16 protein-coding genes are annotated in these 17,791 nt (G+C 58.3%); 7 read left to right on the forward strand and 9 right to left on the reverse strand.

The window, feature by feature from the left end; all coding sequences use genetic code 11:
• The first annotated feature begins 22 nt into the window (after nucleotides 1-22).
• Nucleotides 23-889 carry a polyphosphate kinase 2 gene (gene ppk2, locus KBP54_RS03795; protein WP_070362803.1) on the forward strand — a complete coding sequence of 289 codons (867 nt, stop codon included), beginning with the start codon at nucleotides 23-25 and terminating at the stop codon, nucleotides 887-889.
• 85 nt (nucleotides 890-974) lie between these two features.
• Here ppk2 and KBP54_RS03800 read toward each other — a convergent pair whose 3' ends face one another.
• The 6 genes from KBP54_RS03800 to KBP54_RS03825 form a co-directional block, all read right to left on the reverse strand.
• Nucleotides 975-1,118, reverse strand: a complete 144-nt coding sequence (locus KBP54_RS03800) for a hypothetical protein (protein WP_256006370.1) — start codon at nucleotides 1,116-1,118, stop codon at nucleotides 975-977.
• A complete protein-coding gene (locus KBP54_RS03805) occupies nucleotides 1,115-1,885 on the reverse strand; it encodes an HtaA domain-containing protein (protein WP_256006372.1) in 771 nt (256 codons plus the stop codon). The genes KBP54_RS03800 and KBP54_RS03805 overlap by 4 nt, the downstream gene beginning before the upstream one ends.
• 99 nt (nucleotides 1,886-1,984) lie before the next feature.
• Nucleotides 1,985-2,764, reverse strand: coding sequence for a heme ABC transporter ATP-binding protein (locus KBP54_RS03810; RefSeq protein WP_256006374.1), 780 nt, complete (start codon nucleotides 2,762-2,764; stop codon nucleotides 1,985-1,987).
• Entirely contained in the window at nucleotides 2,761-3,804 is a 1,044-nt protein-coding gene (locus KBP54_RS03815) for a FecCD family ABC transporter permease (protein ID WP_256006376.1), read from the reverse strand. Before KBP54_RS03815 ends, KBP54_RS03810 begins: the two co-directional genes overlap by 4 nt.
• Entirely contained in the window at nucleotides 3,801-4,868 is a 1,068-nt protein-coding gene (locus KBP54_RS03820; protein WP_256006378.1) for a heme/hemin ABC transporter substrate-binding protein, read from the reverse strand. Before KBP54_RS03820 ends, KBP54_RS03815 begins: the two co-directional genes overlap by 4 nt.
• A gap of 14 nt (nucleotides 4,869-4,882) precedes the next feature.
• On the reverse strand, nucleotides 4,883-6,787 hold the full coding sequence (locus tag KBP54_RS03825; RefSeq protein WP_336296788.1) for an HtaA domain-containing protein: 1,905 nt from the start codon (nucleotides 6,785-6,787) through the stop codon (nucleotides 4,883-4,885).
• Between the two features lie 100 nt (nucleotides 6,788-6,887).
• Here KBP54_RS03825 and KBP54_RS03830 point away from each other — a divergent pair, with 100 nt between their 5' ends.
• Entirely contained in the window at nucleotides 6,888-7,307 is a 420-nt protein-coding gene (locus tag KBP54_RS03830) for a hypothetical protein (RefSeq protein WP_256006381.1), read from the forward strand.
• On the opposite strand, the gene KBP54_RS03835 is transcribed toward KBP54_RS03830, so the two are convergent.
• Nucleotides 7,304-7,957, reverse strand: coding sequence for a biliverdin-producing heme oxygenase (locus KBP54_RS03835; RefSeq protein ID WP_256006383.1), 654 nt, complete (start codon nucleotides 7,955-7,957; stop codon nucleotides 7,304-7,306). The two genes, KBP54_RS03830 and KBP54_RS03835, sit on opposite strands and share 4 nt — an antisense overlap.
• A 102-nt stretch (nucleotides 7,958-8,059) precedes the next feature.
• A complete protein-coding gene (locus KBP54_RS03840) occupies nucleotides 8,060-8,638 on the reverse strand; it encodes a DNA-3-methyladenine glycosylase (RefSeq protein WP_070479291.1) in 579 nt (192 codons plus the stop codon).
• A gap of 148 nt (nucleotides 8,639-8,786) precedes the next feature.
• Here KBP54_RS03840 and KBP54_RS03845 point away from each other — a divergent pair, with 148 nt between their 5' ends.
• Together KBP54_RS03845 and KBP54_RS03850 are read left to right on the forward strand one after the other, a co-directional pair.
• Entirely contained in the window at nucleotides 8,787-10,325 is a 1,539-nt protein-coding gene (locus KBP54_RS03845) for an FMN-binding glutamate synthase family protein (protein ID WP_070362795.1), read from the forward strand.
• A 39-nt stretch (nucleotides 10,326-10,364) separates the two neighbouring features.
• The gene (locus tag KBP54_RS03850) at nucleotides 10,365-10,541 is read left to right on the forward strand and encodes a hypothetical protein (RefSeq protein WP_168156190.1); all 177 of its coding nucleotides are present in this window, start codon (nucleotides 10,365-10,367) and stop codon (nucleotides 10,539-10,541) included.
• Nucleotides 10,542-10,544: 3 nt separating this feature from the next.
• Here the strand turns inward: KBP54_RS03850 and KBP54_RS03855 are convergent, their stop codons facing one another.
• Nucleotides 10,545-11,345 (reverse strand): HAD family hydrolase, encoded by an 801-nt coding sequence (locus KBP54_RS03855; RefSeq protein WP_070362794.1) that lies wholly within the window; start codon nucleotides 11,343-11,345, stop codon nucleotides 10,545-10,547.
• 339 nt (nucleotides 11,346-11,684) lie between these two features.
• Here KBP54_RS03855 and KBP54_RS03860 point away from each other — a divergent pair, with 339 nt between their 5' ends.
• The 3 genes from KBP54_RS03860 to KBP54_RS03870 all read left to right on the forward strand — a co-directional run bounded on the left by KBP54_RS03860 (nucleotide 11,685) and on the right by KBP54_RS03870 (nucleotide 17,719).
• Nucleotides 11,685-13,145 (forward strand): glyceraldehyde-3-phosphate dehydrogenase, encoded by a 1,461-nt coding sequence (locus tag KBP54_RS03860; protein WP_256006385.1) that lies wholly within the window; start codon nucleotides 11,685-11,687, stop codon nucleotides 13,143-13,145.
• Nucleotides 13,146-13,369: 224 nt separating this feature from the next.
• Entirely contained in the window at nucleotides 13,370-15,334 is a 1,965-nt protein-coding gene (locus KBP54_RS03865; protein ID WP_256006387.1) for a Rib/alpha-like domain-containing protein, read from the forward strand.
• 18 nt (nucleotides 15,335-15,352) lie between these two features.
• Complete coding sequence (locus KBP54_RS03870; protein ID WP_256006388.1) at nucleotides 15,353-17,719, forward strand: zinc metalloprotease; 2,367 nt, start codon at nucleotides 15,353-15,355, stop codon at nucleotides 17,717-17,719.
• Nucleotides 17,720-17,791: the final 72 nt, after the last annotated feature.

Raw genomic sequence — 17,791 nt, forward strand, 5'->3', positions numbered from 1 at the left:
TTTATGGGTACGGTTAGTACCTATGAGTGAAGAGAAGAATTCCACTAAGCCCCCGAAACTTTCCAAGAAGGCGTACGAGAAAGAACTCGTACGCCTTCAAGCTGAGTTGGTGGCAATGCAGCAGTGGGTCGTCAAGACCGGAGCGCGTGTTGTCATCGTGATGGAGGGGCGCGACGCCGCAGGCAAAGGCTCCGCAATTAAGCGCATCACCCAGTACCTGAACCCGCGCACCTGCCGTATTGAGGCGCTGCCGAAGCCAACTGAGCGCGAGCAGACGCAGTGGTACTTCCAGCGCTACGTCGAAAAGCTCCCCGCCGCAGGCGAGATCGTCATCTTCGACAGGTCCTGGTACAACCGCGCCGGCGTTGAGCGCGTGATGGGGTTCTGCACCACGGAGGAATACCGTCGGTTCCTACACCAGACACCGATCTTTGAACGCCTCCTCGTTGAGGACGGCATCATGCTGCGTAAGTACTGGTTCTCTGTATCGGATGAAGAGCAGTACAAGCGATTCCAATCCCGCCGGGAAGACCCGCTGCGCCAGTGGAAGCTCTCGCCAATGGACCTCGAGTCCATTACAAAGTGGGAGGACTACTCCCGAGCCAAGGATGAGATGTTTATCCACACGGATATTCCTGCGGCGCCGTGGTACACGGTTGAGTCGGAGGATAAGAAGCGCTCGCGCATCAATGTGATTTCTCACCTCTTGTCGACGATCCCCTACGAGCACATTGACCCTGATCTGCCAGAGATCCCTGAACGCCCAGAGATTATTGACTACGAGCGACCTCCGCGCGACGAGTTCCGTTACGTGCCCGATGCTGCTGCAAAGCTGGAACTCTCCAAGGTGAGCAGCAAGAAAAAGAAGAAGGGCAAGAAGAACTCCTAGTTTGGTGTGTTGCCCAAATGGAGAAACCCAGCCATACCATGAGGTGGCTGGGTTTCTTGTTTTGCGGTCTGTATATCTCTGTATATCAAGGGATCGTCGGCAGCTGAATCCCCAGGATCGTCGCTGCGCCCTGGGCGAGTGCGGCGACGGTCATTGCGACGCCAGCGATCGCCATGAGTGAAGTGATCACCGTGGTGATGTGTCCGCCGACGCCATCGGCGGCGCTCATACAAGCTTCCCAAGCATTGCCTGGAATCCAGGCTGGCTCGCTGCGAATGCCAGGCCACCGAGGGCTGCGATTGCGGCAAGCACGATTCCGACGATCGCCCCGGTTCCAAGGCTTGATCCTTCCGGTTGCGTGGAGGCATCTTTGAACTTCAGCGCAAGGGATACCTTGGAATCTGCCAAAGACTCACCGGCTTTGTACTGCTTATCGAAGATTGCGGAGCCGTCCTCTGTCAGTTTGGTCGGGGTGAAGGAGGCGGCAAATTTGTTGTCCTTGTCAGCCTTCAAGGGCTGCTTGACGTCGAACTCGACGATGCGCTTATCGTCGCCGGTCAACGTGGTGGTCTCTGCACCGGGCATAGCGCCCTTGCGGACATAGTCTGCCTGGAGGAACCCTTTAGCCCCTTCGATGACGACCTTGAAATCAGACAGCTGGATATCCATCGCACCGTGGTGTGCGTTGATACTGATAGCGCCGTCGAGGTCTATGACCCCTTCGCCAGTTGCCGTGAGCTTGGACTCCTTTGCATTTACTGGCAAGGCGAAGTCAACCAGCTTGCTCGCGTCAAGTACCTTTTCTGCCCCATCGGACGCCGTGATGGTTGCTGCGGCAAACGGCTTCTGGATGTAGCTCAGGAATGATCCCTTGATGTTCCAGTTTGCGTGCCCGGACTCGAGCGTTGGGGCTTCCGCGAATGCGCTCGGCGCGACGAGGGCAGTAGAAGCAAGGAAGGCAGCGGTGAGGGTTGCCAGAGTGGTGGAGCGAGACATGTACGTCCTTTCATGAGTAATCGCAACCACACCGAATGGTGAGGTTAGGCTAACCTTAAATATTGGTTGGGGTTTGGTCAACGGCCGGGGGTAATGGGGCTAGGTCGCACCTGTCACAGGGGAGCAGTTCACCTCATGAGGTGCGATGAAAACACGACTTCCGTCGTGCAGGACCGTGATAGGCCAGTCGTAGACCTCGCTCAGAATGTGGTCCTGGTAGACCTCGGCCACCGGCCCCGCTGCCGCAACAGCCCCCTGCTTCAAGCACACCACGTGGTCGCAGTACCGCGCAGCAAGCTGAAGATCGTGGAGCACGACGATCACGGTCGCGCCATCACGTGCCAAGGTGCGGGCGACGCCCATCGTCTGCTCTTGGAAGCGCACGTCCATCGCGGCAGTCGGTTCGTCGAGAAACACTACAGGTGTTCGCTGTGCCAAGACTCTGGCAAAGGCCACACGGGCGCGCTCACCACCGGAAAGTGTGAGCATCTCTCGTTCCTGGAGGTGCGTGATGCCTGTCGCGGCGAGCGCTTCGTTGACGATGGTGGCGTCGTCAGGCTGAGTGCCCCACGGATGGCGCCCCATCTCGACGACGTCGCGCACCAAGAACGAAAAGGCGACACTGACATCCTGAAGCATGACGGCACGCGTCCGAGCGAGTTGATGAGCGGTGCACCCAGATGCATCCTGACCCGCAAGCTGGACGCTTCCGCTCGAGAGGGATGTATCGCCGGAGAGTGCAGCGAGCAATGTAGACTTGCCAGCTCCGTTGGGGCCGATGAGGCCGGTGACCTCTCCACTCTGCGCGGACATGCTGACATCGTGGAGTATTTCGCGCCCCTGTCTATGGACTGTGACATGTGAAGCGGTAACTGTCATTGTGCATGGCCCTTTCGCATCATCTGCCGCAGCAGGAAGAAGAAGGTCGGCCCGCCAATCAGCGCTGTGAAAATACCGATTGGCAGGTCAGCGAATGGAATGATTGTGCGGGAGAGGATATCGCCAGCACCGATCAAAAGCGCGCCACCGAGTGCAGAAGCCGGGACAAGCACCGTATTGGACGGGCCGACCGCAGTGCGCACGATATGTGGGACGACGAGTCCTACGAACCCGATCAACCCAGCGAAGGAGACTGCTGCGGCTGTAAGCAATGTCGATAGTGCGATCGCCAACATGCGCAGGCGTGCGACGTTGATGCCTACATGGAATGCAGCTTGGTCGCCCAAAGCGAGGATGTCGAGCTTGCGCACAAAACACATGGCACATGCCAATGCGAAGGTGACAACGGCAGCTACCACCCCAGTTTGCGCCCAACTCGCCCCAGCGAGACTGCCCATCTGCCAGAAAACGATCTGTTCCCGCGCCGTGGTGGGGGCGATGAATGTGAGTGCTGAAATGCATGCGCCGCAGATAGCGTTCGCTGCGATGCCTACTAGAACCAGGTTCAGGACGCGGACTCTGCCACCTGAACGCGCTAGCTGGTACACCACCACGGTGACGAATATGCCCGTTGCGAACGCGAAGATCGGCACGGTCATCGTTCCGAATGTGGTGATGCCGAATACGGTGGCGATTGCTGCGCCTACACCTGCCCCGGTGCTGACGCCAACGACGCTTGGTTCTGCTAGGGGGTTGGCAAATACGGACTGCATGAGCGCCCCGCCTGTTCCCAGTGCCGCGCCGACGCAGAGTCCTAGAACGAGCCTCGGGATGCGGATTTGCCACAATACTGATGCTTCGAGTGTGGACGCTGACATTGGCCCTGCGGTAAGGATCGGCCAGAGCTCGCCTGGAGAGAACTCAAACTGGCCTACAACGAGAGAGGAAATGGCCGTGAGCACTAGCAGGGAAGCGGTGGCTGCGAAAAGCACAATTCTTCCAATGCGTCGTGCATGGATTGCTCCGTGGTGCTCGCTCATAGCTGCTCTCCGTAGAGAGCGTGCGCCGCGCGCAGCAGCAGTTCGCCAGTTTGAGGTCCGAACGCAAGTGAGTCACCGTCGGGAAGCGCCAGGACTCGCCGGTGCTGCCCCGCGGTGGTTTGTGCGACGCCGGGGCGTTGGAGGAGGCCTTCAATATCGCCTGTGGACTGGAGCCCACCGTTCATCATGACGAACACTTCGGGGTTTACCTCGGCGAGCGCCTCAGGGCTTGCCGGCGAAGGCTGACCGATGCCGTGCTCGGAATTGACATCCCTGCCACCTAGAGCAGTGATGAGTTCTTCAGTTCCTTCTTCACGCCCGAGTAGATAGAAGACGCCACCGGTGCCGCGAGCATACAAAAACGACATTCGCAGTGGTTCTTCAGGTGCCACCGCAGCGATTGCGTCGAGCGCTTGCTGGATTTCTTTCTCGCTGCGTTCGGCGAGGAGACGGCCTGCCTCAGGCTCACCGACGAGGGTTGCCACATTAGTGATGTCCTCCGCGATCGAGGCCAGTGAACGCGTCGGTTCCAGCATCACAGTGGTGATACCGGCTGCCCGTAGCTGGTCGATCGCCTCAACTGGTCCTACTGAGCGGTCGACAAGCACCAAGGTGGGACGAAGATTCAGAATGGCCTCGACGTTGAGCGAATGCCCGTTTTCCGTGACTACGGGCAGATGCGCGAGCGACGGCTCCGAGGAACTTACGGTCCGCCCGACGATGTTGTCTGCCATGCCGACACCACGAAGCGTCTTGGTGAATGTGCCGTATAGGTCCAGTGCAAGGATGCGGGAGGTATCAGTAATGGTGACGTCGTACCCGTCCGCATCGGTCACTTCGACGGGCAGAGCTTGTTCCCGTGGCGTATCGATTGGCTCGACCTCGGAGATCTCAGAGACCATCGAAACCCCTTGCGCCTGGTGTGGGTCCCCGTTTGTTTGCAGCGACTCCGCGAGCTCGTTGGTGGTGTGTTGTGTTGGGTTGTCCCACTCCGCACACCCGCCGAGGCTCAGCGTTATCGCAGTCGCGGTAACCAAGGAAAGAGTGGTTTGCAGCATTTTCATAGTGTCATATCTCCCTATCCGATGACTGCGAATCTGATGAGCGCACCGCCTGCGCCAAGCAGCGAGGCAATGAGCACCAAGAGCGTCGCGACGGTCGCGTCATCCCAACCATCCGCCCCTGTACGCGAATTGGGCGCGGTGTTTTTAATCTGGAACTTTCCGCCTTCTGGCTGATCAGGGGACGAAACAGTTTCGTCCCCCAAATGCTCGTCGAGAACGCTTCCGCGGGAAGGCGTAGACGAGGATGTTGTAGACTTCCGAAGTTTCGCTCGAGCGTCGGCCCCCGCCGCATTGTTGGATGGAGAGGACGCCCCTCCGATGGAGCCCTGGCCTTCGGCGCAGTTAGCCGATCCGCCGAGTTGAGCGGTGAAGTGAATTGTGTCGAGCGGATCGCCAGGAGGGTAGAACTGCCCAAACGCTTCCGAACCTGTGCTCGTAAGCGTTGCTTCTGCTGTACCGGTTACCGCAGAGTCGCTCACATCGAGGTTCGTGAAAGTGAGGTCTGCGATGGCGATGCGCCCGTAGTCGCGGGGGTCGCCTTCCATAGTGTTCGACGTCGCGTTGAGGATCAGCTGGCCGGTAGTGCCGGAGAACTGGATTTCCATGTTGGAAAAACGAGTGTCCAATACGCCCCCGTGCCCGGTAAAACGGATCGAACCGGGGTAGAGGATGGACCCCGACCGCGTCGCAGAATCAACTGCTCCCGAATTGCCGTTGAAAGTAAAGGCATTACCGCTGTCTCTAACGCCTTGGAGCTCCCACTTTCCTTTCGCGATATTGCCACGGATGTATGTACGGAACGACTGCCGGATTCCCCACTGTGCCTCAGCAGAGGTGACTCCGTGTGAGGTGCCAGCATCACAGACGGTATTTGAAGATGCATTACCGCCTGACGGTGCTGTGGCTGAGGCATCGCGATTGCTGTGGGCCGATGCGTTGCTCGATTGGGAAGTCGGCGCTGATGCTTGGTTGCGCGCCGGGGCCGTGTTGGCAGCCGAAGCAGTCGTCCCCGGCGCCGTCGAAGAGCGGTTGGGACGGGCTGACTGTTGCGACGATGTAGCGCGCTCGTGCAACGACGTTGCGCTTCGCAAGACCTTGTCGGCGTTGGTAAACAGCCCATTGACCTCGATGAGCGTGTCGTTTACCTGTCCGAGCCAGAAAGCCGGTCCGCTTGTCGCCTTTGAACGTGTGGCGCCACTGTGCCCCTGAGCAGCTGCGTTGCTATTGTCTCCTGATGGGGACCCGAGTGTGAAGTCCGGGACTGGTCCGGCACCCGAAGCCTCCGTGAGTGAGAGATCGATACTGATCGGGTCGAGGGGCTCGCCTGCTTCGTAGAATCCGGCGAAGATAGTTTCCCCAGAAGCGGTAAGTGAGGTGTGGCCGCTTATTGTCACTTGGCTTGCGGTGAAGTCCGGTGCGGCGTCAAGGGTGATGGTGGCCAGTACTTCTTTTTGTCCTTCTTCGACAGGGCCCACAGCTCCTGCGCCGACATACTTCCGTGTGCTGTAGTCCACCCGGAGTTCTGCGTTAGTGCCGTTGACCACCAAGATCGGGTTGCTGAGCGTCAGCTCGAGAGAGCCATCGTGGCCACTGAAGTGGACTGAGCCGGTGAAGTTGAATTGTCCGGAGGATGGGCCAGTAATCGCGGAGGATTCGGCTGGGAATTCGAATGCCGCCCCTGAGCGAGTCGCCCCTTCATCTGTGGAGATGGACCCCTTGGCGACGCCGGTTTCGATGTACTTACGGAACGATTCCCGCACACCCCAATCCATTGTTCCCGTGGATACAGTGCGGTGTGACGCGGTTTGTTCTTGTGCCGTAGCAGGGGGAGGGGTGATAGGGAGTGGGCTGAAGACGGTAGATGTGAAGCCAAGCATGCTGGCTGAAGCGGTCAAGGCGAATATGTAACGGATAGGCATAGTTCTTGCAGAAAACTCTTTAACGTTGGGATAAATGAGGGTAAGCTTACCTAATTAAAGTTAGGTGAGCATAGCCTTATGAAAGGGTGTTGTTGTGATAGTGGACCAGGAGCCTGTAACCGAGCTCATTCCAGTCGTCTCAGAGGTGTCTCAAGGGCGGTTCGCGCCGTGGGAGCGTGCACTGTCGGCTGTAATTGCTGGCGTAGTGGTCTTTGGTGTGAGCGCCGGAAATCTGTGGGTAAGCTCCTTGGCCTGCTTGGGGTTGGTTGCACTAGTTTTTGCGCTGGCTGCGCTGCCGTCGCGACATCGTTACCAGGCATCACCGCGCGGAGGTCGTCGCTCCGGGTTTCTCGTTGGTGTGGTGTGGGCTGGGGTGGTTGCAGTCTCGCTGGTGGTGTTGTTCGCCGTGCCTGAGCGCTACACCCTTACCGGGGGCGTGCTTGCCGCCTTTGTGGCGGCAAGTGCCGTGTGGGGTGTGTTTGCGTACCTTGATAGCAGTGATGTCAAGCGCCGGGGCTAGTCGAGTCGTGATGTGAGCTCCTGGAACACGGCTTCATTCAGCGTGAAGGCGTGCTTTGCTGTCTCGATGAGTTGGGCGCGTTCGTTGTCGCTCAGTTGCATGGCGTCCAAGGATGCTTTGTATTGCGCACGATATGGCGGGATTTTCCCAATCGCGGAAAAGTCGTAGAAGTTGAGGGCGTTATCGCTGAGGTTGTATTCGCTGCGAAATACCCGGGCAAGCGCCTGACCACCAGCGATGTCGCCGAGGTAGCGAACGTAGTGGTGTGCTATCACCTCGGGGCCGTTGTTGGGGGTGAGTGCGTTGAGTTCGGCAACGTAGCGTGACGTTGCCTCGAGTGGGTGATGGTGATTTTGCCAATCCGCGCCGAGTAGCGCTGTGAGGTCGGCGGAGATTGCGTCTACCCGCTCAAGTCTCGGGTCGGCGATCTGGGCTACGGCATGGTGAGTGGCTGTGCGGCGCACCGCGGCTTCGAGTGCGGAATAGATGTGGAAGTACTGCACGGTGAGCTCGGCGACGGCTGTTGCGCTGAGCTGACCTCCGCTGAGGTTAGACATGAAGCGGGAGGTCTCGGCACTTGCGTGTGCGGCTGTGGTCTGCTCCTTCAGGGCGACGGACAGTGGCATCTGTGTAGGGGCGATGAGGGTCATCGGTGACTCCGATCGTGCGTAGGTGGGGAGCGAGCGCTCCAAGCTGACGCACCAATAGTAAGGCAAGGCTTGCCTAAAGAAAATCGCCCAAAAGTTTAGGATTTATGCCTTGTATTTATTGCTCGTTTTATAACCGCGTGGCGTGGAAACAGTTTTGTCTCCGGGGATCCAGAATCGCCAGGGGGCATCAGCATTCTTCGAGATGCCAATACGGGGGCCACAAACCCACTCCGGGGGAGCGGTAGGTGCGGTCAAAGAGACGGATTTATGGTTGTCGGTGAGTTCAAACCCCAACGCTTCGCCCAGGTTTCCGGGACCACGCGCCAGGTTGTCTTCTTCGATGGGAAGGCGGTCGGGTTTTTGGCGGCGTCGATAGGCGATATCGTGGCCTTCGATGACCCTGCCTCCGCGCAGTAGGCATCCCTGGCCGATGCCCTCCGGTGCGCACACAATGTTGACGTTGTGGTGAATGCCGTACGAAAGATACACGTAGAAACGTCCGGGAGGGCCAAACATCGCAGCGTTTCGTGCCGTTTTGCCGCGATAGGTGTGCGCGGCGGCGTCTTCCTCGCCGAGGTATGCCTCGACCTCGGTCAATACGATGCTGACCCCGCCATGAGTGAGTGTGCACCCGAGTAGTTTCGGCGCGACGATGTTTGCGGGGCGGGAAAAGTCAATCATGGCCCCACCCTAACGAGAGTTCCCCAATGGTGGTTGAACGAAAGGGGGAAACACCACATGAAGTGTGGCTGGAGTTTGTTTTGTTATTTTTTTGCGTACGGTGAACACAGGAACGCTTTTCTACACGCCACTTAGTCTAAGGAGCATCATGGCAGGCAAGCGCAACTGGGCAGCAACAGCGTCGATCGCGGCAGCGTTGGGGGTAGGAACTGTTGCAGCTGTGGATCTGACTCAGAAGAAACACTCCATTCGAAGAATTTACCCAGTCTTGGGGCGTGCGCGGTGGGCACTCGAGAAGATTCGACCGGAGCTTCAGCAGTACTTTATTGAGCGTGACTGGGACGGCCGCCCATTCGACCGCCGCACTCGTAGTCTCATCTACTCGCGCGCGAAAGGGCAGACTTCGACCACTGCGTTCGGTACGCAAGAAAACGTCTACGAGCAGGGACACCGCTCCCTGGTGCATTCGATGCGCCCCGTAGATATGCCTGCGGAGCCGCCGCGCGTGCTGATTGGAGGCCCGCAGTGCTCCCAGCCGTACAGTGCAGCATTGCTGAACATCTCCGCTATGAGCTTCGGCTCGTTGTCTGGGCGCGCCGTCGAAGCGATGAACAAGGGAGCCAAGTTGGGCGGGTTCTACCAGGACACCGGTGAAGGCGGTCTGTCCCCGCACCACGAAAAGTACGGCGGTGACCTGGTGTGGGAAATCGGCACCGGGTACTTCGGCGCACGCACCCCGATGGGGGGATTTGATGCAGATACCTTCGCAGAGAAGGCAAAGCGGCCACAGGTGAAGATGACGCTGCTCAAGCTCTCACAGGGAGCGAAGCCTGGTTTGGGCGGTGAGCTGCCAGCCGCGAAGGCGACGAAGGAAGTTGCTGAAATTCGCGGGATCGAGGAAGGGAAGGCGTTCACGTCCCCAGGTGCGCACTCTGAATTTGATACCCCAATCGGCCTCCTGCACTTCATCGACCAGATGCGTACCCTCTCCGGGGGGAAGCCGGTTGGATTCAAACTGTGCATAGGCTCTCGTCGGGAATTCCTCTCGGTGTGCAAGGCCATGCTCGAGACTGGCATTCTGCCTGACTTCATCGTGGTCGACGGTTCCGAGGGCGGTACTGGCTCGGCGCCGAAGGAGTTTGAGGACCACGTGGGCCTGCCACTCACAGAGGGCCTGACGTTCGTGAACAATGCGTTGGTGGGCTGCGGCCTTCGCGACAAGATCAAGATCGGTGCTGCCGGCAAAATCGCCGCCGGCAACGACTTGGTGCGTCGCATGGTGCAGGGCGCGGACTTCCTGCTGAGCGCCCGCGCGATGATGATGGCCGTCGGCTGCGTGCAGGCAATGGAGTGCCACCTCGGTACGTGCCCGGCTGGTGTCGCGACGCAAGACCCGTGGCGTGAGCGTGGCCTGGATGTCGAGGACAAATCAATGCGCGTGATGCGGTACCAGAAGGCCACCGTTTCGTCAGCGCTGCGCCTCATGGCCGCGATGGGAGTGCAAGATCCGAAGGACCTGCGCCCCGAGATGATTCGCTGCAACGACGACTACGGGAAACCCCAGACGTACCGCGAGCGCTACGAGTGGCTTCGCGACGGTCAGCTTGTCGACGGCGACGTCCCGGAGAACTGGCGCGAGGACTGGGAATCTGCGAACGCGGAGTCGTTTCTAGCGAAAGGGAAGTAGCGCTTCGCTTCGGCGTGGAAAATTTGCCACAATAGGGGCATGACCCTAGATGAATCACAACGCGCGAAGGAACTGGCCGAGCTTGAGGAACGCCTCGAGCTCGGCCGTAAGCACCACGAAGAACTCATGGCGCAGATGAAGGCGAAAGTCCAGGAGTTCGAAGAGCGCCAAGCTGAGCTTGAGCGAGCTATTGCGGAGCGCAAGTCCGCAAAGTAAGCGCTATTGCTCACTGAGCCATGCAGCAAGTCGATGCACTGCTGCATGCTCAGCGTTAGTTCCGATGACCTCGTCCGCCACCGTCTTAAGATCCGGGTGGGCGTTGCCCATCGCAACCGCTGTTCCAGCCGCCTGGAGCATCGTGTAATCGTTCAGGAAATCACCGATCGCGGCAGTTGCTTCCTGAGGCACGCCCAAGGCGTCCGCGATCGCCAGCAGCGCCTTGCCCTTGTCTGCCTCTGGGCTCATGATGTCGATCCAGTGCTGGCCACTAACTACGTGGTGTAGTCCAGGCGCGTGCGCCTGCACCCACGCCAGCGCGTCACGCTCTGCATCACCGTCCACGTAGAGCGCGACTTTCACGGGTTGTTCGAAGGGGACGTCGACAAGCGAATCCACGTTTGTGTTGGCGTGATAGTACTTTGCAATCTCCTGCTCGACTTCCTTGGATGCACCGCGCAGCGAGTAGGACTGCTCGGGGGTGCACAGCACCGCCGACGCTGAAAACGGCGCTGTTTCAAACGCGCGTAGAAACTCGCGTACTGGCTGCTCCGGCATGGCAGTCACGTCGATTATGCGGCCGTCGTGGAAGACGACGGAACCGTTCTCCGCGATGAACGTGTGAGGCTGATGAGTGGTGAACATATCACGAAGCGTCGCGAGCTGGCGTCCCGATGCCGGCGTGACCAGGACTTCGCGGTCGTCGGCAAGGCGAAGGAGCTCCCAGAAGGCGTCGGGAATGCGCCCGTGTTCGTTGAGCAGGGTGCCGTCCATGTCGAGGGCGATGATCTTCGGGCAAGGCATAGATTCGTTTCCTCCAATGCGTTGATGTACGTGCACAGGGTACCGAAGGTAGTTTCGCGCCAGCTTGTCGACGCCACGTTGGACAAATACCGCCATCCAGCACCGGGGGTGTGTTTTGGGGGTGGGGTGCGGGTTTACTTGGCGTTGCACTACAAAGCCCACCTAAGGCGACTGATGTAACCATATCTCGCGGTGCGGTTGGTTTAGCTGGAGTATTTGTAACAAAGATGGACCAATACACGCTACGATAATTCCTGTATTGGGGGTACGGCAGCTGTGTCATGTACCCCCAAGGCAAACGTTTCCCAATTGTTCAATTACCGCATGAAGAGGATGACTGTGTCTACGCCTACGAATACAACGCACCAACAGGACTGGAATCACAAGCTGACCCTGGCCCAGGAAATGCTTCCGCTCATCAGCCAGCTTCACCGTGAAAACAACGTTGTCACCTCGATTTTTGGCCGACTGCTGGTAGGTGTGACGGACATCGACATTATTAAGGCGCACCGGTACGCGCGTCGCATTGTGGAGAAGGAGCTTCCGCTCGAGGACACGTTGCCGGTGCTTCGTGAGCTTGTTCAGATGAACCTCGGCACGGCATCGATTGACCTTGGCCGTCTTGCCAGCGACTACAAGAAGTCCGGCGCGAGCGATCTGCGGGCCTACTTGAACGAGGCGCTTGCCGACGTCGTCGATACGGACTCGGAGCTCGAGCCACGCGATGTTGTGCTGTATGGTTTCGGCCGCATCGGCCGCTTGTTGGCCCGCATTCTGATTGCTCGTGAGGCGATGTACGGGGGAGCGCGCCTGCGCGCCGTCGTCGTGCGGAAGAAGGGTGACGACGACATCGTCAAGCGTGCATCTTTGCTTCGCCGCGACTCGGTGCACGGTCCATTTGACGGCACTATCACTGTGGATCACGAGAAGGAAGTCATCTGGGCCAACGGGACGCCGATCCAGATGATCTACGCGAACGACCCGGCATCCATCGATTACACCGAGTACGGCATCAAGGATGCGATCGTCGTTGATAACACCGGTGTCTGGCGCGATGAGGCTGGCCTGAGCCAGCACCTGAAGTCCAAGGGTGTCTCCCGCGTTCTGCTGACCGCTCCAGGCAAGGGTGATATTAAGAACATTGTCTACGGCATCAACCATGCTGACATTACGGACGGTGACCAGATCCTGTCCGCGGCTTCGTGCACCACGAACGGTATTACGCCGGTGCTGAAGGTCATCAATGATCGCTACGGCGTGGTCCACGGCCACGTTGAGACAGTGCACTCCTACACGAACGACCAGAACCTGGCCGACAACTTCCACAAGGGGGACCGCCGCGGTCGCGCTGCTGGCCTCAACATGGTGCTGACGGAAACAGGTGCCGCAAAGGCTGTGTCGAAGGCGCTTCCCGAGTTCGAGGGCAAGCTGACCGGCAACGCGATCCGCGTTCCAACGCCTGACGTTTCTATGGCGGTGCTCAACCTCGAGCTCGAAACCGAGACGACAAAGGATGAGGTCAATAACTTCCTCCGTAAGGTCTCGACGGATTCTAACCTGCGCCAGCAGATTGACTACATCCAGTCGCCTGAGGTTGTCTCGACAGATTTGCTCGGTACCACGCACGCTGGTGTCGTTGACGGGTTGGCGACGATTTCGGCCGGCAAGCACCTCGTGCTCTACGTCTGGTACGACAATGAGTATGGCTACTCCCACCAGGTAGTGCGAGTTGTTGAGGAGATCGCGGGTGTTCGCCCGCGCATTTACCCCGCACGGACCGTTCCGGAGGATCTGAAGTAGTCATTTCTTTTCATGCCCCAGGCTGCACAGGGCAGTTCCTGGGGCATGATGAGTTATTGGGGGGTGTACGTTTTTGCGCTGGGAGTTCGCAAATTGACGTTCATACACTAAGTTAAAAGCGTACGTCTTTCGGTATGGGTGATTCGAAGAAGTGTAAGGCAGAGGCAATAGTGCGTCGAGGTAAGTGTAAAACCGGGCTCGCGGTCGCAACGGCGACTTCAATCATGCTTGCGTCCGCAGGTAGTGCTCCAACATATGCCCGTGCCGAGCAAGATTCTCCGGGAGTGATCGACGAAGTTGCCGTCGATACTTCAAACTCGCTGGGGTTTGAGGAACTTCCGGAAGGGAAAGCGAAGCGCTCGTACCTCTTCCTCGATACCGATGGTTCACCACTGCAGGACACCGAGGTACGGTTCGTGAGCCAGGACGGGAAGACTTCGCACGTTGCGCGCACCAACGAGAATGGTGCAGTTGCGTTCATCGTCGACCCAGGTTCGTACCGCTACCAAATCTATGGCGGAAAGGACCCGGAGAAACCGCGCTTTGTTTCGGGTTGGATCACCGTCAAAGAAGACACGTTCATCATCACCTCGCTGAAGCTGCCTGCTGAGCAAACCATTTTCTATACGTGGCCGAAGATTGACTTGAAGCCAGGTGAGCACAAAGTGGTCATGCCAAACGAGGAGAATGAGACCAGTACCGAGTTTGAAAAGATCGGTGGGACTCCTGAATGGGTGACTGTCTACCGTGACGGCACGGTGGAGGTTACACCACTCGAAACGACGAAGGCCGGTGTGTACACCGTCAAGATTCGCGCTTCGAACGCACCTGACTTTGCCGTCAGGATTGAGTTGCAGGAATCAGCTAGTGGCGCTGATCGATACGCCTTCAAGTATCCAACCAGCTACGTTCGTCCCGGTTCTGTCGGTTCAAGCATCACACCGAGCTTGACGCTGCGTAAAGACGGCTACGACTTCATTAACCAGCCGGTGCCTCGTGGGACGATGTTTGAGACTTCATACCCAGAAGCTACGATCGATAAGAACACCGGCGAGGTCAAGTACGTCGCTTCGAGGGGCACCAAGGTCGGGGAGACCGTCAAAATTCCGGTGACCGTGACGATGCCCGACGGCAGCCAGCTGAAGACGGACGCCGCTTTTGAGGTGATCCCTCCGCTGCTCAAGACAGTAACGGACATCTCCTATGATGACGCCCGCGTGGCGCCAGGTGGAAAGTTCGTTGCAGATCTCAACTCCCGCGAACCGCTGCCCGTTGGCACCGAGTTTCGTTGGGACGCTAGAAAGAACGCTGACCTCCGCGGATGGAACGTCGCCGTCGACAGTGCCACGGGGGTCGTCGAGGCTGTGGTTCCCGAAAGTGTCGAGGATAAGGAGTACAACTTACACATCCTGGCCAGCTATACGGATGGGTCAAGGGAGTACGTAACACTGCCTGTGCACATCGTGAACCAACTCAGCCCGGAGGAACTCGAGGCGCACAAGCTGCGCTATGCACAGCAAATCGTGACCCCTGGTAAGGCGTTCACCGCTGAACCAGAGGGCGATCCTGTCTACGGCAGCGTGTTCTCCATCGAAAACGACGGTGGCATTCCGATCACCATTGACCGCGCGACAGGCCGCGTCACTGCAAAGATTCCGGCAGATACCGAGGCAGACAGCACCTACACCTCGAAGCTGCGCGTTGACTTCCCCGGTGGGCACCAAATCATCGAGTTGAAGGCAACTGCTAACTCGTTAGCTAGGAAGAACACAGTCGACTACGCTGTGCAAGAGGGCTTTGCCAAGCCGAAAGATCAGTTCTCTGGCGTCCACTATGGGCTGCCAAAGAGCTACAAGAACCAGGACGCGAACGTCGATATCAACCCGGAAACGGGCGAGGTGCGAGCTACGGTGCCACGTAGTCAGAAGCCAAAAGAGATTAACGTTCCTGTTGTTGTGACGTGGGAAGATGGCTCACAGCAGCTGGTCGACCTACACGTTGTGCCTAAGCAAACAGCGACGCAAAAGGAGCTGAACTGGGAGCGCGTGTGGTGGATCGTGCCGTTCATGATCGCCGCTGAGGGCCTTGGTGTCTTACTCTTCTGGTTGTGGGACAGTAACAAGCATGTTCCGCCGTTTAACGCGGTGACGCATGCGTTGAAGAACGCCGGATTTAACGTTTCGGGATAAAGGACGAGAAAAGTGAAGATGAAACGAGCTCTTGCTATCGCGCTGTGCGCAGGCCTTGCCTTCGGTGGGGTGCAGCCTATCGCTGAGGCTGGCGTTCAAAAGAATCCCGGCGGCGTCTGGATCGAGAATGATTCGAAGACTGAAGGCTTTGCTACTTCGAACCTGGCGTACGGGTCGAAGCTGAACACGACGTTCCAGAATCCGCAGTCGGTCGGCGGTTTGCTCGAAAGCAGCCTGCAGACTGTCCTGACCGTCGACGGGCGACAGGTGGCGTTCCTCCCGACTGAGACGAAGTCTGACGTTGAAGAAAACGAGATCGGTTACAAGGTCATCCTGACGCACTACGATGCGAACACCGAAATCCAGATCACGCGCACGATTGAGATCGGCACAAATTCGATGGACGTGACGGTCGAGGCTACGAACAAGTCGAAGCGTGACCGCAAGATTGACATTGAGATGTTCTCTGCCGTGCCAAAGTATGCGCAGTATCAAGGTACCTACCGAGGCGGAAGGTTTAACTTCGGTCCTGCCGAAAAACCTGGCTACGATGTTTCGGTGAACTTCCGTGGTGCTGACGTCTCAAAGGCGGCGGGGCACGCGATCGAGTCTGGCGAAGCTAGCCGGGTGGGTGAAGTTGCCGAAGACGGCGCCGGCTACCAGTACGCGGCGTGGAACAAGGAACTACCAGTTCAGGGGACGGCGTCGGTTACCGCGAACATCTTCATCCAGACGCAGCCCACGGCGAAAGACACTGACCAGGATGGGCTGCCGGATGAGTGGGAGAAGGTGGGGTTTACCGCTGCTGACGGGACCCAGCTTCCACTCGACAGGTGGGGGGCGAAAGTAGGACAGAAAGATCTGTTCCTGCAGTTGAACTGGATGAAGTCTGAGTGGGAGACGCTGAACTGCAACGAGGTGAATAAGTTCGGCGCGAACATCCAAGACTTTGAGAAGTTTGCGAAGTGCGCTGAGGCGAACGCGAACGTGTACCGGCCCTCCCGTGAGTCCCTGATGGAGCTGGAGGATAAGTTCGCTGCGCACGGGATTCGTCTCCATATCGATGCTGGTGACCTCTACACCTCCATCCCTAACTACGAGAACAGGCACGGTGGCCCAACGGAGGACTTCACCCCGCTGTACTTCGCGGATGGTATGTCGAAGCGAGACAAGCTAGGGCAAAAGCGCCAGGAGCTGCTCGGTACTCGTGAGTCGGTGTTCCGCGTCGGCATTATCGGCGACCAGATGGAGAAAGGCGACTGGTCGACGGGTACCGGCCTGGTCAACGACTCTGCGTTTTACGTGTCTTACCACGAGAACGTGACCAACCAAGAGCAGCTGCGAAACACCATCCTGCACGAGTTCGGCCACAACCTAGGCCTGACCCACAATGGCGCACTGTCGACGAACCCGGTGGATACCGAGGCGTATTTGCCGACGTACAAGTCGGTCATGAACTACCTCTACCAGTGGTCGCACTTCGACTACTCCGACCAGGCCTATGAATCGGTCCCCAAGACCGACAAGAGGTACCCGAAAGACAAGTGTGAGCAAGACGGGGTGGTCTGCTACGAGGGCAAGTACTCCGTGCCAGCGGACTGGGACAACCTGAACCTCAAGGGCAAGTACATTGGTTCGGGCGAAGGCACCGTTGGCACCGACGACATTCCGGAGCCAAGCCACAATATTTCTGCTCGCGAGCTAGAAATCATTGCTGCAGATCAGAACCCGGGTAAGGCCGGTTTCCGAATGGCCGGCGGTGAAGATGCGGCGGTGGTGACGAACCGTTCAACCGACGTACTGACTGGTGAGATCCGCAACCTCGGTCTGGATGTGCACAAGTTCACGGTGTACGCCAAGTATCCGACGATCACGGGTGCGGAGCCAATCGAAGTCACTGTTCCTGGCCAGATTAACGCCAGCGGTGCGGAACCTTCTGCACGTGTTGAAATCCCGATCAAGAATGCAACCTCGCTGCGGGACTCGACGATGCCGCTTGAGATCCGCATCGTTAACGCCGAAGGCGACGAGGTATTCAAGGAGGAGTACCAGGTTTCCGTTCTTGACTACACGGCGGAAGAGATGGAGCGCATCCGCAAGGAGATCGAGAAGGATCCAACCGCTAGTGACCGCCTGAAGGAATCTGCGCGCCGGATTCTGGACCCGAAGGCTGGGCGTCAGGCACCGGAGGAGCCGGACCGCATTGACGTTGAGACGCCGAAGCCTCAGGCGCCACCGACCGATACTGGTGTGAACACGGGCCAGTCGGACAAGTCGTCCGCGTCCGACAACGTGGGGATGATCGTCGGCATTATCGCTGCAGTCGGCGGTGTGTTGGCGGCGGTCTACGCTGCGGCATGGGCATCAGGTCTTCTGAAGTTCTAAACTTCTCTCTACAAAGGCCCCGTGGGATTTCTCCCGCGGGGCCTTTCTCTATTTGTGCAGCTCAACCATATC

This window comes from Corynebacterium pseudogenitalium (assembly GCF_024453815.1).
GTDB lineage: Bacteria > Actinomycetota > Actinomycetes > Mycobacteriales > Mycobacteriaceae > Corynebacterium > Corynebacterium pseudogenitalium.

What these genes read in the sequence shown, in the direction of transcription:
- ppk2 (WP_070362803.1), top strand. Translation starts at nt 23, where the DNA reads ATGAGTGAAGAGAAGAATTCCACTAAGCCCCCGAAACTTTCCAAGAAG.
- KBP54_RS03800 (WP_256006370.1), bottom strand. Translation starts at nt 1,118, where the DNA reads ATGAGCGCCGCCGATGGCGTCGGCGGACACATCACCACGGTGATCACT.
- KBP54_RS03805 (WP_256006372.1), bottom strand. Translation starts at nt 1,885, where the DNA reads ATGTCTCGCTCCACCACTCTGGCAACCCTCACCGCTGCCTTCCTTGCT.
- KBP54_RS03810 (WP_256006374.1), bottom strand. Translation starts at nt 2,764, where the DNA reads ATGACAGTTACCGCTTCACATGTCACAGTCCATAGACAGGGGCGCGAA.
- KBP54_RS03815 (WP_256006376.1), bottom strand. Translation starts at nt 3,804, where the DNA reads ATGAGCGAGCACCACGGAGCAATCCATGCACGACGCATTGGAAGAATT.
- KBP54_RS03820 (WP_256006378.1), bottom strand. Translation starts at nt 4,868, where the DNA reads ATGAAAATGCTGCAAACCACTCTTTCCTTGGTTACCGCGACTGCGATA.
- KBP54_RS03825 (WP_336296788.1), bottom strand. Translation starts at nt 6,787, where the DNA reads ATGCCTATCCGTTACATATTCGCCTTGACCGCTTCAGCCAGCATGCTT.
- KBP54_RS03835 (WP_256006383.1), bottom strand. Translation starts at nt 7,957, where the DNA reads ATGACCCTCATCGCCCCTACACAGATGCCACTGTCCGTCGCCCTGAAG.
- KBP54_RS03840 (WP_070479291.1), bottom strand. Translation starts at nt 8,638, where the DNA reads ATGATTGACTTTTCCCGCCCCGCAAACATCGTCGCGCCGAAACTACTC.
- KBP54_RS03845 (WP_070362795.1), top strand. Translation starts at nt 8,787, where the DNA reads ATGGCAGGCAAGCGCAACTGGGCAGCAACAGCGTCGATCGCGGCAGCG.
- KBP54_RS03850 (WP_168156190.1), top strand. Translation starts at nt 10,365, where the DNA reads ATGACCCTAGATGAATCACAACGCGCGAAGGAACTGGCCGAGCTTGAG.
- KBP54_RS03855 (WP_070362794.1), bottom strand. Translation starts at nt 11,345, where the DNA reads ATGCCTTGCCCGAAGATCATCGCCCTCGACATGGACGGCACCCTGCTC.
- KBP54_RS03865 (WP_256006387.1), top strand. Translation starts at nt 13,370, where the DNA reads ATGCTTGCGTCCGCAGGTAGTGCTCCAACATATGCCCGTGCCGAGCAA.
- KBP54_RS03870 (WP_256006388.1), top strand. Translation starts at nt 15,353, where the DNA reads ATGAAACGAGCTCTTGCTATCGCGCTGTGCGCAGGCCTTGCCTTCGGT.